Genomic DNA, 15391 nt, shown 5'->3' on the forward strand with positions numbered 1-15391 from the left:
CACGGGCACCGTTCTCTCCAGTCTTGGCCGGTCCGGCGCCCGTGGCTCCACTCACGACTTACTCCTCGTGCTCCCCGGCCGAGGGCTGCGTGCCCTCGGCGGCCTCGGCGGCCTGTCCGTCGGCCGCCTCGGTCTCGGTCTCGGTCTCGTCACCGTCGACCTCGTCAGCTTCCTGACCGGCCTCGGCGTTGCGGGCGATGCCCACCACGGCATCGCGCTTGCCCAGGTTGATCAGCTGGACGCCCATGGTGTCACGGCCGGTCTCCCTGACTTCGTTGACGCGCGTACGAATCACACCACCGCCGAGCGTGATGGCGAGAATCTCGTCCGTTTCGTCCACCACGAGCGCCCCGACGAGCGACCCGCGGTCCTCCACGATCTTCGCGGCCTTGATGCCCAGACCACCACGACCCTGGACGCGGTACTCGTCGACCGGCGTCCGCTTGGCGTAGCCGCCGTCGGTCGCGGTGAAGACGAACGTACCCGGCCTCACCACGCTCATCGACAGCAGTTCGTCACCTTCACGGAAACTCATGCCCTTCACGCCCGAGGTGGCGCGGCCCATCGGGCGCAGCGCGTCGTCGGTCGCCGTGAAACGGATCGACTGCGCCTTCTTGCTGATCAGCAGCAGGTCGTCCTCGGCGGACACCAGCTCGGCGCCGATCAGCTCGTCGGCGGTGCCGTCGCCGCCGTCGGCGCCCGTCTCCCTGAGGTTGATCGCGATCACGCCACCCGAACGGGGCGAGTCGTAGTCCTTCAGCGCCGTCTTCTTCACCAGGCCACCCTTGGTGGCCAGGATCAGGTAGGGCGCCGCCTCGTAGTCGCGGATGGCCAGCACCTGGGCGATCTTCTCGTCCGGCTGGAAGGCCATCAGGTTCGCCACGTGCTGCCCGCGCGCGTCCCGGCCGGCGTCCGGAAGCTCGTACGCCTTGGACCGGTAGACCCGGCCCTTGTTCGTGAAGAACAGCAGCCAGTGGTGCGTGGTGGAGACGAAGAAGTGGTCGACCAGGTCGTCCTGCTTCAGCTTCGTGCCGCGCACGCCCTTGCCGCCGCGCTTCTGCGAGCGGTAGTCCTCGGTCTTGGTGCGCTTGACGTAGCCGCCGTGCGTGATCGTGACGACGATGTCCTCTTCGGCGATCAGGTCCTCGATGGACATGTCACCGTCGAAGGGCACCAGCTTGGAACGCCGGTCGTCGCCGTACTTCTCGACGATCGCCGCCAGTTCCTCGCTGACGATCGAGCGCTGCTTCTCCGGCGAGGCCAGGATCGCGTTGTACTCGTTGATCTTGGCCTGGAGCTCGTCGTGCTCGGCGACGATCTTCTGCCGCTCCAGGGCCGCCAGGCGGCGCAGCTGCATCTCGAGGATCGCGTTCGCCTGGATCTCGTCGATCTCCAGGAGGCCCATCAGGCCCTCGCGCGCGATCTCGACGGTGTTGCTGCGCCGGATCAGCGCGATGACCTCGTCGATCGCGTCCAGCGCCTTGAGCAGGCCGCGCAGGATGTGGGCGCGCTCCTCCGCCTTGCGCAGGCGGAAGCGCGTGCGCCGGACGATGACCTCGATCTGGTGCTGCACCCAGTGGCGGATGAAGGCGTCGACCGACAGCGTGCGCGGCACGCCGTCCACCAGCGCCAGCATGTTCGCGCCGAAGTTCGTCTGGAGGTCGGTGTGCTTGTACAGGTTGTTCAGCACGACCTTGGCGACGGCGTCGCGCTTCAGGACGATCACCAGGCGCTGCCCGGTCCGCGACGAGGTCTCGTCGCGGACGTCGGCGATGCCGCCGATCTTCCCGTCCTTGACCAGGTCGGCGATCTTCTGCGCGAGGTTGTCGGGGTTGGTCTGGTACGGAAGCTCCGTGACCACCAGGCACTGGCGGTTCTGGATCTCCTCGACCTCGACCACCGCGCGCATCGTGATGGAGCCGCGACCGGTCCGGTACGCCTCCTCGATGCCCTTGCGGCCCACGACCAGGGCGCCCGACGGGAAGTCAGGTCCCTTGATCCGCTCCAGGAGCGCCTCGAGCAGCTCCTCGTGCGTTGCCTCCGGGTGTTCCAGCGCCCACTGCGCGCCCGCCGCGACCTCGCGCAGGTTGTGCGGCGGGATGTTCGTCGCCATGCCGACCGCGATACCGGCGCTGCCGTTGACCAGCAGGTTCGGGAAGCGCGCCGGCAGGACCGTCGGCTCCTGGTTGCGGCCGTCGTAGTTGTCCGTGAAGTCGACGGTCTCCTCGTCGATGTCCCGGAGCATCTCCATGGCCAGCGGCATCAGCTTGCACTCGGTGTAGCGCATCGCGGCCGCCGGGTCGTTGCCCGGCGAGCCGAAGTTGCCGTTGCTGTCCACCAGCGGCATCCGCATCGACCACGGCTGGGCCAGGCGGACCAGGGCGTCGTAGATCGAGGAGTCACCGTGCGGGTGGTACGTACCCATGACGTCGCCGACGACGCGGGCGCACTTGTAGAAGCCCTTCTCGGGCCGGTAGCCGCCGTCGTACATCGCGTACAGCACACGGCGGTGGACCGGCTTGAGGCCGTCGCGCACGTCCGGCAGGGCGCGCGAGACGATGACGGACATCGCGTAGTCGAGGTAGGAGCGCTGCATCTCCGTCTCGAGCCCGACGGGCTCGATGCGCAGGATCGGCTGCTCTTCCCCGGTGTTCTCGGCAGTGGGGGTGGTTTCGTCGGCCATTGCTGGTCAGAAGTCCTTTCAGGCGGTCAGCTGAGCCGACTCAGATGTCGAGGAAGCGAACGTCCTTGGCGTTGCGCTGGATGAAGGAGCGCCGGGCCTCGACGTCCTCACCCATCAGCACCGAGAACAGGTCGTCGGCCTGCGCCGCGTCGTCCAGGGTGACCTGGCCGAGCACGCGGTGGTCCACGTCCATGGTGGTGACGCGCAGCTCCTCGGCGTTCATCTCGCCCAGACCCTTGAAGCGCTGGATCGAGTCTTCCCTGATCCGCTTGCCGTTCTGCTTGCCGAGCTCGACCAGGGCGTCGCGCTCACGGTCCGAGTACGCGTACTCGAAGTCGTCGCGGCCCCACTTGATCTTGTACAGCGGCGGGCGGGACAGGTACACGTGACCCGCCTCGACCAGCGGCCGCATGAAGCGGAACAGGAAGGTCAGCAGCAGGGTGTTGATGTGCTGGCCGTCGACGTCGGCGTCCGCCATCAGGATGATCTTGTGATAACGGAGCTTCTCGATGTCGAAGTCCTCGTGCACACCCGTGCCGAACGCGCTGATCAGCGCCTGGACCTCGGTGTTCTGGAGGATCTTGTCGATCCGGGCCTTCTCGACGTTCAGGATCTTGCCGCGGATCGGCAGGATGGCCTGGTACATCGGGTTGCGGCCGGACTTCGCCGAGCCGCCGGCGGAGTCACCCTCGACGATGAAGATCTCGCACTTCGTCGGGTCGTTCGACTGGCAGTCGGACAGCTTGCCCGGCAGCGAGGCGCTCTCCAGCAGACCCTTGCGCCGGGTCAGGTCACGGGCCTTGCGGGCCGCGACGCGGGCCGTGGCGGCCTGGATCGACTTGCGGATGATGTCCGCGGCCTCGACCGGGTTCCGGTCGAACCAGTCGTTCAGGTGCTCGTGGACGACCTTCTGCACGAAGGTCTTCGCCTCCGTGTTGCCCAGCTTGGTCTTCGTCTGGCCCTCGAACTGCGGCTCGCCCAGCTTCACCGAGATGATCGCCGTCAGACCCTCGCGGATGTCCTCGCCGGCGAGGTTGTCGTCCTTTTCGCGCAGCAGCTTCTTGTCCCGCGCGTACCGGTTGACCAGACCCGTCAGCGCCGCACGGAAGCCCTCCTCGTGCGTACCGCCCTCGTGCGTGTGGATCGTGTTCGCGAAGGAGTAGACACCCTCCGTGTACTGCGAGTTCCACTGCATCGCGATCTCGACCGAGAGCATCCGCTCCTTGTCCTCGGCCTCGACGTCGATGACGGTCGGGTGGATCAGCTCGCCCTTGCGCGAGTTGAGGTACTTCACGAAGTCGACGATGCCGCCCTCGTAGTGGTACTTCACCGTGCGCGCCTGGGCGTCGTCGGCCTCCTCGACGGAGTCCGCCCCCACGGTCGCCTTCGCCGACTCGCGCTCGTCCGTCAGCGTCAGGGTCAGGCCCTTGTTCAGGAAGGCCATCTCCTGGAAGCGCCGCGAGAGCGTCTCGAAGGAGTAGTCGGTCGTCTCGAAGACGTCCGGGTCGGCCCAGAACGTCACCGACGTGCCGTGCTCGTCGGTCTCCTCGTTCTTGGCCAGCGGGGCCGTCGGCACGCCGAGCTTGTAGTCCTGGGTCCAGCGGTGGCCGTCCGTCTTGACCTCGACCGCGACCTTCGTCGACAGGGCGTTCACGACGGACACGCCGACGCCGTGCAGACCGCCGGAGACGGCGTAGCCGCCGCCGCCGAACTTGCCGCCCGCGTGGAGCACGGTCAGGACGACCTCGACGGCCGGCTTGCCCTCGGACGGCACGATGCCGACCGGGATGCCCCGGCCGTTGTCCACCACGCGCACACCGCCGTCGGCGAGGATCGTCACGTCGATCGTGTCGGCATGCCCGGCCATGGCCTCGTCGACGGAGTTGTCCACGACCTCCTGCACGAGGTGGTGCAGGCCACGCTCACCGGTCGAGCCGATGTACATACCCGGCCGCTTGCGGACCGCATCCAGGCCCTCGAGGACCTGGATGGCACTGGCGTCGTAATTCTTCTCGTTGGAGTCGCCGGAATCGGCCACGAAGCGCCCTTTCTGGCACAGCGCAGCCCGTACTCCGGACCAGCGTGTGCGCCGGAGGAGCGGCCGCGTCGATCTGCGTTGTCTGCGTGATCCCGCGATCGGGCGGGATTCCCTTCAGTCTACCGGTACCACTGACATGAATGGGGGTTTGCCGGTACCTGAGTCCGCATGTGCCGCCCTGAACCTCCACCTTCCGACTCCCCATATCCGGGAAGGGGCTCAAAGAGGCTCACACGGGCATCCAGCGCTTCGGCCTGTCAACCTCCCGCTACCGTGAGGGACACCACCTGCCGCCCCGGCCCCGGGCGGCCGACGACGCCGTGCCCGGGGGCCCCGCCGGCACCCTCGGCGGGGTCTGCACCGTCCCTTCGGGAGACGGTCTAGCCGTACGTGTCCCCCGGGCCCGTACTGCCCGGCGCCCGCCACGGCCCGTATCCCTTCGGACGCCCGCCCCCGGGGCCCCGGACCTTGATCAGCCGGACCGTTCCCTGCCCCAGGTCCGCGTTCAGCCGGGCCACCAGCTGCGGGGCCAGCAGCTTCAGCTGGGCCGCCCACGCCGAGGAATCGCACCGGACGACCAGTTCACGGTCCTCGTAGTGCTCCGGTTCACAGTGCGCGGCGATGTCGGGGCCGACGATCTCCGGCCAGCGCTCCATCACGCCCGCCACCGCCATCGGCATCTCCCAGCCGCGCTCGGTGCGCAGCCGGTCCAGCGCCGCCATCAACGGCATCGGGTCCCGGCCGTCCGCCCGCGCCCCCGACCTCAGCCCCGGACCCTGCTGCCGCTTCTTCCCGCCCGCCGCGCTCCCCCGCGCCCGCGCCTGCTCCCGCGCCGCGGCCAGCGCCTGCCGCGCCAGGTCCACCCCGGAGGGCTCCGGCGCCCTGCGGGCCTCCTTGCGCGGCTCCTTGTCCTGATCGCTCACAGCCGGGTCACCTCACCGCCGGACACCCCGAACCGCGTCCCCGTCAGCACACCCGGAACGTCATCGTCCACCGCCGCCGTCACGAGCACCTGCTCGCCCGGCGCGACCAGCTCGGCCAGCCGCTCCCGCCGCCGCGCGTCCAGCTCCGCGAACACGTCGTCGAGGATCAGCACCGGCTCGGCGCCCTCCGAGCGCAGCAGCTCGTACGAGGCCAGCCGCAGGGCCAGCGCGTACGACCACGACTCCCCGTGGCTCGCGTACCCCTTCGCCGGCAGCTCCCCGAGCCTCAGCAGCAGGTCGTCGCGGTGCGGGCCGACCAGCGTCACGCCCCGCTCGATCTCCTGCTTGCGCACCTGGGCCAGGGCCGCCAGCAGCACCTCGTAGATCGCCTCGCGGCTGCGCGCCGACCCGCTGTCCACCGGCTCGCCCGCCGAGGACCGGTACGCGAGCCCCAGCGGGCCGCCGCCGGGCGCGAGCTGCTCGTGCGCCTTGTCCGCCAGCGGCAGCAGCGTCGCGATCAGGTCCAGGCGCTGCGCCAACAGCTCCGCGCCCGCCCGCGCCAGGTGCTGGTCCCACACGTCCAGGGTCGACAGGTCCATGGACCGGCCGCCGTGCCGGCGGGCCATCGCCGCCGACTTCAGCAGGGTGTTGCGCTGCTTCAGCACCCGCTCGTAGTCCGAGCGGACCGCCGCCATCCGCGGCGAGCGCGCCGTGACGATCTCGTCCAGGAACCGGCGCCGCTCGCCCGGGTCGCCCTTCACGAGCGCCAGGTCCTCCGGCGCGAACAGCACCGTCCGCACGATCCCCAGCACGTCCCGCGGCTTCACCTGCGAGGACCGGTTGATCCGGGCCCGGTTCGCCCGGCCCGGGTTCAGCTCCAGCTCGACCAGCTGCCGGCGCTCGCCCTGGGTGACGGACGCCCGGATGACCGCCCGCTCCGCGCCCATCCGGACGAGCGGCGCGTCCGAGGAGACCCGGTGGCTGCCGAGCGTCGACAGGTAGCCGATCGCCTCGACGAGGTTGGTCTTCCCCTGGCCGTTGGGGCCCACGAAAGCGGTGACGCCCGGGTCGAGGGGAACCTCGGCCCGGGCGTACGAGCGGAAGTCGGCCAGCGAGAGATGCGAAACGTGCATACGGCGCCGACCTCCCCCGGCTTCCTGCTGCTCTGTGTGGTGCTGTGTGGTGCTGTGTGCGGCCCCGGGGCGCCGCACGGTGTCTCTTGCGCTGCTTCTTCCCGGCTACTTCTTCTCGACCGCGTGGCCGCCGAACTGGTTGCGCAGCGCGGCGATCATCTTCATCTGCGGGGAGTCGTCCTGGCGCGACGCGAACCGCGCGAACAGCGAGGCGGTGATCGCGGGCAGCGGAACGGCGTTGTCGATCGCCGCCTCCACCGTCCAGCGGCCCTCGCCCGAGTCCTGGGCGAAGCCGCGCAGCTGGTCGAGGTGCTCGTCCTCGTCGAGGGCGTTCACGGCCAGGTCCAGCAGCCAGGACCGGATGACCGTGCCCTCCTGCCAGGAGCGGAAGACCTCGCGGACGTCGGTGACCGAGTCCACCTTCTCCAGCAGCTCCCAGCCCTCGGCGTAGGCCTGCATCATGGCGTACTCGATGCCGTTGTGGACCATCTTCGCGAAGTGGCCCGCGCCCACCTTGCCGGCGTGCACGGCGCCGAACTCGCCCTCGGGCTTGAGGGCGTCGAAGACCGGCTGCACGGTCGCGACGTGCTCCTTGTCGCCGCCGTACATGAGGGCGTAGCCGTTCTCGAGGCCCCACACGCCGCCGGAGACGCCGCAGTCGACGAAGCCGATGCCCTTGGCCTTCAGCTCCTCGGCGTGCTTCTCGTCGTCCGTCCAGCGCGAGTTGCCGCCGTCGACCACGATGTCGCCCGGCGACAGCAGCTCGGCGAGCTCGTCGACCGTGGACTGGGTGGCCGCTCCGGCCGGGACCATGACCCACACCACGCGGGGGGCCTGCAGACTGTCCACAAGCTCCTGCAGGCTGTGGACATCGGCGAGGTCCGGGTTGCGGTCGTATCCGATGACGGTGTGGCCTGCGCGGCGGATGCGCTCGCGCATGTTGCCGCCCATCTTGCCGAGACCGACGAGACCAAGCTCCATCAAGTGGTTCCTTAAGCGTTGTGGCCGTCTTTGCCGGGGCCTCCTGCTACCCGGAGGACATCCCAGGCCCCGAGCCTACGCCCGGCGGGCTCGCCGGGCGCCACGGGGCGCGCCTGGCCCGGGAGTACGGTAAAACGCGGTCAGGCCCGGTCTCGCAGCGCGCGAGACCGGGCCTGACCTGCGAAGAATCAGCCGGAGAGGCGCACCGGCATGATCAGGTACTTGTACGCCTCATCGGCTTCGGCGTCGACCGCCGGGCGGCCGCTGAGCAGCGCCGGCTTGGTGGACGTGGTGAAGCTGAGCTGCGCGGCGGGCGAGTCGATCGCGCTCAGGCCGTCGAGCAGGAAGGTCGGATTGAAGGCGATCGAGATGTCGTCGCCGTCGAGCTTGGCGTCGACGCGCTCCACAGCCTGTGCATCGTCGGAGGAACCGGCCTCGAGGATCAGCACGCCCTGCTCGAAGCTCAGGCGGACCGGGGTGTTGCGCTCGGCGACCAGCGCGACGCGCTTGACGGCCTCGACGAACGGGGCGGTCTCGATCACGGCGATGGAGTTGAACTCCGTCGGGAACAGCGTGCGGTACTTCGGCAGGTCGCCCTCGAGGAGGCGGGTGGTGGTGCGGCGGCCGGCACCCTCGAAGCCGATCAGGCCCTCACCGGCACCGGAGCCGGACAGCGCCAGTGTGACGGTGTCACCGCTCGTGAGCGACTTGGCGGTGTCCAGGAGCGTCTTCGCCGGCACCAGGGCCACGGCGGAGGCGTCCGGGTTCTCCGGCTTCCACAGGAACTCGCGGACCGCGAAGCGGTAGCGGTCGGTGGAGGCGAGGGTGACGCGGTCGCCCTCGATCTCGATGCGCACACCGGTCAGCACAGGCAGCGTGTCGTCGCGGCCGGCGGCGATGGCGACCTGGGCGGCGGCGGAGGCGAAGACCTCGCCGGGCACGGTGCCGGTGGCGGTCGGCATCGTCGGCAGCGCCGGGTATTCCTCCACAGGCAGGGTGTGGAGTGTGAACCGCGAGGAGCCGCAGACCACGGTCGCCCGTACACCGTCTGTGGAAATCTCCACCGGGCGGTTGGGGAGGGCGCGGCAGATGTCGGCCAGCAGCCGGCCGGAGACCAGGACCGTGCCGTCCTCCTCGACGTCCGCCTCGACGGAGACGCGGGCCGAGACCTCGTAGTCGAAGCCGGAGAGGCTGAGGGTGCCCTCTTCGGCCTTCAGCAGCAGGCCCGCGAGAACGGGCACCGGCGGCCGGGCCGGGAGGCTACGGGCAGCCCAGGCCACCGCCTCCGCGAGTACGTCGCGCTCCACCCGGATCTTCACCGGAACCGCCTCCTGCTGTTGCTCGCTCGTCTGCCGGCCTTCGTCGTCGGCTTGTCGATGGCTCGAGTGCCGGGGACCAGTCTGACGTACGGCGCCGACACTCGGTGCGGCTGGCGGTCAAGTCGGGAGCGAGGCGTCGGCGAGCCCGTCCACCGAGTTGTGCACAGGACCTGCTTGAAAACCGAAACCGGGCTAACTCTCTATGGGGGTAGTAGTAGGGCCTGTGGAAACGGTGGATAACCTCGTTTTCGCAGGTCAACCCGCGTTTTTTATCCCCACACCCTGTGGGTGGCACCGGTGGACAACACGGTGTCTCTGTGGAGAACGAAAAGTTCTGCACAGGCCGTCCCCAGACGACCTCGACTACTCCACAGGTGTGTCCCCAGCTTTCCCCCAGTACTCCACAACCCAAACGTCCACCTCCGTGTGACGGCTTTCACTCGGGGCGGTGAGCGGGGGTGGAATGTTGCCGAACAGTGGACAACGGTGTGGAGAAGACGTCGGATCCTGTGCACAGGATCCGCGAACCTGTGGGTTGGCGGTGGACAACGTCGTGGACAGGGCTGTGGACGAATAGTTTGTCCACAGCCTGTGGATGACGCTTGCGCACAATTCCACAGGCTGCTGACCTGGCCTGATGGATCCTCACCCGGTATCCCTGTGGACAGATTGTGGGCGAAGGGAGCCGTCCCCAGGGTGTGGACGGCAGAAAGTCCGTGAATCTGTGGATGAGTTGCTCCCGAGGGGGCGTATTCGAACAGGTCAGGGGCGCGCGGACGAAGAAGGGCGCCCCCGGTGTGGTCCGGGAGCGCCCTCTGGAAGCGTTTGGAAGAGGTCTGCTCGGGGCCGCCTCAGCCGTTCTTGATGCGGTTGGTGAGCTCCGTGACCTGGTTGTAGATGGAGCGGCGTTCCGCCATCAGGGCGCGGATCTTGCGGTCGGCGTGCATGACCGTGGTGTGGTCCCGCCCGCCGAACTGCGCCCCGATCTTGGGCAGGGACAGGTCGGTGAGCTCCCGGCACAGGTACATGGCGATCTGCCGCGCGGTCACCAGGACCCGGCTGCGCGAGGAGCCGCACAGGTCGTCCACGGTGAGCCCGAAGTAGTCGGCGGTGGCCGCCATGATGTCGGTCGCCGTGATCTCCGGCGCACTGTCCTCGCCGCCGGGGATCAGGTTCTTGAGGACGTCCTCGGTCAGGCCCAGGTCGACCGGCTGGCGGTTCAGGCTCGCGAAGGCCGTGACCCGGATCAGCGCCCCCTCCAGCTCGCGGATGTTGCGCGAGATGCGGGAGGCGATGAACTCCAGTACCTCCGGCGGGGCGTTGAGCTGCTCCTGGACCGCCTTCTTGCGCAGGATCGCGATGCGGGTCTCCAGCTCGGGCGGCTGGACGTCGGTGATCAGGCCCCACTCGAAGCGGTTGCGGAGCCGGTCCTCCAGGGTGACGAGCTGCTTGGGCGGCCGGTCGGAGGAGAGCACGATCTGCTTGTTGGCGTTGTGGAGCGTGTTGAAGGTGTGGAAGAACTCCTCCTGCGTCGACTCCTTGCTCGCGAGGAACTGGATGTCGTCGACGAGCAGGATGTCCATCTCGCGGTAGCGCTTGCGGAACGCGTCGCCCTTGCCGTCGCGGATGGAGTTGATGAACTCGTTGGTGAACTCCTCGGAGCTCACGTACCGCACGCGGGTGCCGGGGTACAAGCTCCGCGCGTAGTGCCCGATGGCGTGCAGCAGGTGCGTCTTGCCGAGTCCCGACTCCCCGTAGATGAAGAGCGGGTTGTACGCCTTCGCGGGTGCCTCGGCGACGGCCACCGCGGCCGCGTGCGCGAAGCGGTTGGAGGCGCCGATGACGAAGGTGTCGAACAGGTACTTGGGGTTCAGCCGGGCGGTCGGCTCGAGCGGTCCGGACGTGGAGCCGCCGGACGGCGCCGGCGCGGCCGAGGGCCTGCCGGGGGCCTGCCGGGGCGGGGGCTGCTCGTACTGCTGCTGTTCGTACTGATGCGACGGGTGGGACTGGTGCTGCTGCTGGGACTCGTACGAGGACTGCTCGTACTGCTGCTGCTCGTAGGAGCCCTGGTCGTAGGCCGGGGGCTCGGGCTGCTGGAGGTAGCCCGGCTGCGGCGAGGCGTACGGGTCGCGCTCGGGGAAGCCGCCGAGGCGGGGCTGCTGCCAGCCGTAGTCGTCCTGCTGGCCGCCCCGGGGCCAGGCGCCGGGCTCCGGGCGCTGCTGCTGGTAGTCCGGGTAGGCGGGGCGGGCGGTGGGGAGCTGGTCGTCGGAGGGGCCGCCCGGGCCGCCGGGGCGCTGGCCGGGGTACGGCTCGTACGCGCCCTGCTGCTGTCCGCCCGGGGCGGAGGGCGCGGGCTCGCCGGCGGAATCGTCCACGGTGATGGCGATCCGGATGGGACGGCCGCACTCGCGGCTCAGGGCGTCGCTGATCAGCGGGGCGAGCCGGCCCTCGAGGACGCGCTTGCCCCACTCGTTGGGGACGGCGAGCAGTGCGGTGTCGGCGACGAGGGCCAGGGGCTGGCATCGCTCGACCCACTGCTTGTCCTTGGGTTCGATCCCCGGCTGTCCCTCCCCGAGGAGCTTTTCGAGCACCCTTGGCCACACTGCGGCAAGATCGGCAGGTACGTCAGCCACAGAGCACGCTCTCTCACAGGGGTCCCACGAATGTGTGGTTCTTTGGGACGGTCGGGACAAAAAATCCGGGATCAGGCAACGGTAGTCAGGCCAGCGGGTACGGTTCAAGTCGTTGTCCACAGCCTGTGCACAGTGTGGGGGCAGCATCGGCTCGGTTTGACCGGATGGCGTAGCCGCGCGTACCGTAACGAGGTCGAGTTGTCGATGGCTGCTGCCGCCTGCCTACCGATGGGCGAAGATCACTGATAGTGATCGTTTAGCGGTGCCACTCGGGCGAACACGCGAGTTTCCTCGTGGGCGCACGGTGACAGCCAGGCGATGTCCCGCCACAACGATTTCATTCTCTGGAGCCCCCGAGTGAGCAAGCGCACCTTCCAGCCGAACAACCGCCGTCGTGCCAAGACCCACGGCTTCCGCCTGCGGATGCGTACCCGTGCCGGTCGCGCGATCCTCGCGAACCGTCGTGGCAAGGGCCGCGCCGCCCTTTCCGCGTAACAACACGCAGGTCGTGACGTCGTGCTGTCTCCCGAGAATCGGCTGAGGCGGCGCGAGGACTTCGCGAGCGCGGTACGTCGAGGTCGTCGGGCTGGTCGCCCGCTCCTCGTCGTCCACCTACGTACAAGCGGTGCAACGGACCCGCACGAGCCGGGGGAGATCGATCCCTCGACGCGTGCGGGTTTCGTCGTCAGCAAGGCTGTCGGCAACGCCGTCATACGTAACCGGGTGAAGCGCCGTCTGCGCCATCTGGTCCGGGAGCGGCTGTCCCAGCTGCCCGCCGGTAGCCTGGTGGTGGTACGTGCGTTGCCCGGAGCGGGTGATGCCGGCCCCGACGATCTGGCCCGGGACCTGGATGCCGCTCTGGTGCGGCTCCTGGGAGGCGTGGCTCGATGAAGTACCCGCTGCTCGCTTTGATCAAGCTGTACCAGTGGACGATCAGTCCGCTGCTCGGCCCGGTGTGCCGCTACTACCCCTCGTGTTCGCACTACGGGTACACGGCCATCGACCGGCATGGTGCGGTGAAGGGGACGGTCCTGACCGGCTGGCGGATCCTGCGGTGCAATCCGTGGTCCCCGGGCGGTGTGGACCATGTCCCACCTCGTAAACGCCCGCGTTGGCACGAGCAGCTGCGCAGTGCGTTGCGTAGATCTCGCAATGCTCAAGGAGCCTGATTAGTGGACACGATTGCCAGTCTGTTCAGCTTTATCACCACACCCGTTTCGTGGATCATCGTCCAGTTCCACAAGCTGTACGGGGCGGTCTTCGGTGCGGACAGTGGGTGGGCCTGGGGCCTGTCCATCGTGTCCCTGGTGGTCTTGATCCGTATCTGCCTGATCCCGCTCTTCGTGAAGCAGATCAAGGCGACGCGTGGCATGCAGGCGCTCCAGCCGAAGATGAAGGCGATCCAGGAGCGCTACAAGAACGACAAGCAGCGTCAGTCCGAAGAGATGATGAAGCTGTACAAGGAGACGGGTACCAACCCGCTCTCCTCGTGCCTTCCCATCCTGGCGCAGTCCCCGTTCTTCTTCGCGCTCTACCACGTGCTCTCCAGCATCGCCAGCGGCAAAGAGATCGGCTACATCGACGGTCCGCTGCTGGCCAGCGCACGTCAGGCCCACATCTTCGGTGCTCCGCTCGCGGCGAAGTTCACGGACAGCGCCGCGAAGGTCGCGAGCCTGGACGCCTCGATCACCGATGTGCGCATCGTCACCGCCGTCATGATCATCCTGATGTCGCTGTCGCAGTTCTACACCCAGCGTCAGCTGATGCAGAAGAACGTCGACCTCTCGGTCAAGACGCCGTTCATGCAGCAGCAGAAGATGCTGATGTACATCTTCCCCGTGATCTTCGCGGTCATGGGCATCAACTTCCCCGTCGGTGTCCTCGTCTACTGGCTGACCACGAACGTGTGGACCATGGGCCAGCAGATGTACGTGATCAACCAGAACCCGACGCCGGGCAGCATGGCCCAGGACCAGTACCTGAACCGCCTGCTGAAGCACGTCAGCTCGCACGGTGACGTCAAGGGCCGGAGCAAGAAGAAGGTCGTCGCCGCGATCGTGGCCAAGGGCCCGGACCGCAACGACAACGAACGCAAGTTCATCTCCGCGCTGACCAAGCAGGGCCTGGCCGCTCAGGCGGACGGCTCGGTCACCAAGAGTGCTGAAGCCACCGTCGACTCGGACGCGGCGAGCGGTGGTGTCGCCACGAAGCGGCAGCAGCCCAAGCGGCAGACGAAGTCGAAGCGTCAGACGCCCCCCAGCAAGCCCTCCAAGAAGTAAGAAGGAGTCCCTCCCGTGACGGAAGGCACCACCACCGCCGCCGCTGAGAGTGGCGACACCCTGACCCGCCTCGAGCAGGAGGGTGAGATCGCGGCCGACTACCTTGAGGGTCTGCTGGACATCGCCGACCTGGACGGCGACATCGACATGGACGTCGAGGCCGACCGGGCCGCGGTGTCGATCGTCAGTGACTCGGCCGGCCGCGACCTGCAGAAGCTCGTGGGCCGCGACGGTGAGGTTCTGGAGGCTCTGCAGGAGCTGACCCGCCTCGCCGTGCACCGTGAGACCGGCGACCGCAGCCGGCTGATGCTGGACATCGCCGGGTTCCGCGCGAAGAAGCGCGAAGAGCTGGCGGCGCTGGGTGCTCAGGCTGCGGCGGACGTGAAGTCGTCCGGCGAGCCCATGAAGCTGGCCCCGATGACCCCGTTCGAGCGCAAGGTCGTCCACGACGCGGTGGCGGCGGCCGGTCTGCGGAGCGAGTCCGAGGGCGAGGAGCCGCAGCGCTTCGTCGTTGTGCTCCCGGCCTGACCGGCAGCGAGAGTGTTCGGCCCCGTCTGTGTCGCAGACGGGGCCGAAGTTTGTCAGCCTGGCATGTGAACGACGCGCCATCTTGAAGACGTGGTTCCTCAGAACCATGCGGTACGGAAGGGACGGTCCCCGTGACGGAGGCAGCTGAGCTTCCCCCGGCGCCTGAAGAGGCGCGCGCGGTGTTCGGTGAGTTTTTCCCGGAAGCTGTGCGCTACGCGGAGCTGCTGGCCGATGCGGGAGTGAAGCGGGGCCTGATCGGGCCGCGTGAGGTGCCGCGGTTGTGGGAGCGGCATCTGCTGAACTGCGCTGTGCTGTCGGAGGTGGTTCCCCAGGGAGTCACCGTGTGCGACGTGGGCTCGGGTGCGGGTCTGCCCGGCATCCCGCTGGCTCTGGTGCGGCGCGATCTGAAGATCACGCTGCTCGAGCCGCTGCTGCGGCGTACGACCTTCCTCCAGGAGGCCGTGGAGCTGCTGGGCCTGGACCACGTGACGGTGGTGCGCGGACGGGCCGAGGAAGTCCTCGGGAAGGTCCAGCCGGTGCACGTGGTGACGGCCCGCGCGGTGGCTCCGCTGGACCGGCTGGCCGGCTGGGGCGTGCCCCTGCTGCGTCCGTACGGGGAGATGCTGGCGCTCAAGGGCGACACCGCCGAGGAGGAGCTGGTGTCGGCGAAGACCGCGCTGGCGAAGCTCGGGGTGGTGAAGACCTCGGTGCTGCACGTCGGTGAGGGCGTGGTGGACCCCCTGTCGACGGTGGTGCGCGTCGAGGTCGGCGAGAGCCCCGGCGGGGTGAGGTTCGCGGCCAAGCGGGCTAAGGCGGCCCGGGTGGGACGCACGCGGCGGCGTCGCTGAACGTCTGGTTCTCGGGGTTCGGCGGC

General features: G+C 68.6%; 13 protein-coding genes. 6 read left to right on the forward strand and 7 right to left on the reverse strand.

The genetic code is table 11. The features are described 5' to 3' along the window. Window positions 1-58 precede the first annotated feature (58 nt). From gyrA to dnaA, 7 genes are all read right to left on the reverse strand, one after another. The gene (gyrA, locus tag ACTVZO_RS21485) at window positions 59-2683 is read right to left on the reverse strand and encodes a DNA gyrase subunit A (RefSeq protein WP_443299935.1); all 2625 of its coding nucleotides are present in this window, start codon (window positions 2681-2683) and stop codon (window positions 59-61) included. Between the two features lie 40 nt (window positions 2684-2723). Continuing rightward, window positions 2724-4742 carry a DNA topoisomerase (ATP-hydrolyzing) subunit B gene (gene gyrB / locus ACTVZO_RS21490; protein WP_443303237.1) on the reverse strand — a complete coding sequence of 673 codons (2019 nt, stop codon included), beginning with the start codon at window positions 4740-4742 and terminating at the stop codon, window positions 2724-2726. Window positions 4743-5101: 359 nt separating this feature from the next. Next, window positions 5102-5644, reverse strand: coding sequence for a DUF721 domain-containing protein (locus ACTVZO_RS21495; RefSeq protein WP_443299936.1), 543 nt, complete (start codon window positions 5642-5644; stop codon window positions 5102-5104). Next, complete coding sequence (gene recF / locus ACTVZO_RS21500; protein ID WP_443299937.1) at window positions 5641-6777, reverse strand: DNA replication/repair protein RecF; 1137 nt, start codon at window positions 6775-6777, stop codon at window positions 5641-5643. The genes ACTVZO_RS21495 and recF overlap by 4 nt, the downstream gene beginning before the upstream one ends. Window positions 6778-6882: 105 nt before the next feature. Then, entirely contained in the window at window positions 6883-7758 is an 876-nt protein-coding gene (gene gnd / locus ACTVZO_RS21505) for a phosphogluconate dehydrogenase (NAD(+)-dependent, decarboxylating) (RefSeq protein ID WP_384215127.1), read from the reverse strand. 188 nt (window positions 7759-7946) lie between these two features. Beyond that, complete coding sequence (gene dnaN / locus ACTVZO_RS21510; RefSeq protein ID WP_443299938.1) at window positions 7947-9077, reverse strand: DNA polymerase III subunit beta; 1131 nt, start codon at window positions 9075-9077, stop codon at window positions 7947-7949. 851 nt (window positions 9078-9928) lie between these two features. After that, window positions 9929-11710 (reverse strand): chromosomal replication initiator protein DnaA, encoded by a 1782-nt coding sequence (dnaA, locus tag ACTVZO_RS21515; RefSeq protein WP_443299939.1) that lies wholly within the window; start codon window positions 11708-11710, stop codon window positions 9929-9931. Window positions 11711-12067: 357 nt separating this feature from the next. On the opposite strand from dnaA, the gene rpmH reads away from it, so the two are divergent. From rpmH to rsmG, 6 genes are all read left to right on the forward strand, one after another. Further along, window positions 12068-12205, forward strand: a complete 138-nt coding sequence (rpmH, locus tag ACTVZO_RS21520) for a 50S ribosomal protein L34 (protein ID WP_008741645.1) — start codon at window positions 12068-12070, stop codon at window positions 12203-12205. A gap of 21 nt (window positions 12206-12226) precedes the next feature. Next, window positions 12227-12601 (forward strand): ribonuclease P protein component, encoded by a 375-nt coding sequence (gene rnpA, locus ACTVZO_RS21525; RefSeq protein WP_443299940.1) that lies wholly within the window; start codon window positions 12227-12229, stop codon window positions 12599-12601. Beyond that, the gene (gene yidD, locus ACTVZO_RS21530) at window positions 12598-12879 is read left to right on the forward strand and encodes a membrane protein insertion efficiency factor YidD (RefSeq protein ID WP_215021225.1); all 282 of its coding nucleotides are present in this window, start codon (window positions 12598-12600) and stop codon (window positions 12877-12879) included. Before rnpA ends, yidD begins: the two co-directional genes overlap by 4 nt. A gap of 3 nt (window positions 12880-12882) precedes the next feature. Continuing rightward, complete coding sequence (gene yidC / locus ACTVZO_RS21535; protein WP_443299941.1) at window positions 12883-13989, forward strand: membrane protein insertase YidC; 1107 nt, start codon at window positions 12883-12885, stop codon at window positions 13987-13989. Window positions 13990-14004: 15 nt separating this feature from the next. Next, window positions 14005-14517, forward strand: a complete 513-nt coding sequence (locus ACTVZO_RS21540) for a Jag family protein (protein ID WP_443299942.1) — start codon at window positions 14005-14007, stop codon at window positions 14515-14517. A 131-nt stretch (window positions 14518-14648) separates the two neighbouring features. Then, on the forward strand, window positions 14649-15365 hold the full coding sequence (gene rsmG, locus ACTVZO_RS21545; protein ID WP_443299943.1) for a 16S rRNA (guanine(527)-N(7))-methyltransferase RsmG: 717 nt from the start codon (window positions 14649-14651) through the stop codon (window positions 15363-15365). Window positions 15366-15391: the final 26 nt, after the last annotated feature.

It is taken from the genome of Streptomyces sp. IBSNAI002, assembly GCF_052244475.1.
Classification (GTDB): Bacteria; Actinomycetota; Actinomycetes; order Streptomycetales; family Streptomycetaceae; genus Streptomyces.

Excerpts from the sequence above, each read along its gene's own strand:
- recF (WP_443299937.1), bottom strand. The coding sequence starts at position 6,777 with ATGCACGTTTCGCATCTCTCGCTGGCCGACTTCCGCTCGTACGCCCGG.
- gyrA (WP_443299935.1), bottom strand. The coding sequence starts at position 2,683 with ATGGCCGACGAAACCACCCCCACTGCCGAGAACACCGGGGAAGAGCAG.
- yidD (WP_215021225.1), top strand. The coding sequence starts at position 12,598 with ATGAAGTACCCGCTGCTCGCTTTGATCAAGCTGTACCAGTGGACGATC.
- gnd (WP_384215127.1), bottom strand. The coding sequence starts at position 7,758 with ATGGAGCTTGGTCTCGTCGGTCTCGGCAAGATGGGCGGCAACATGCGC.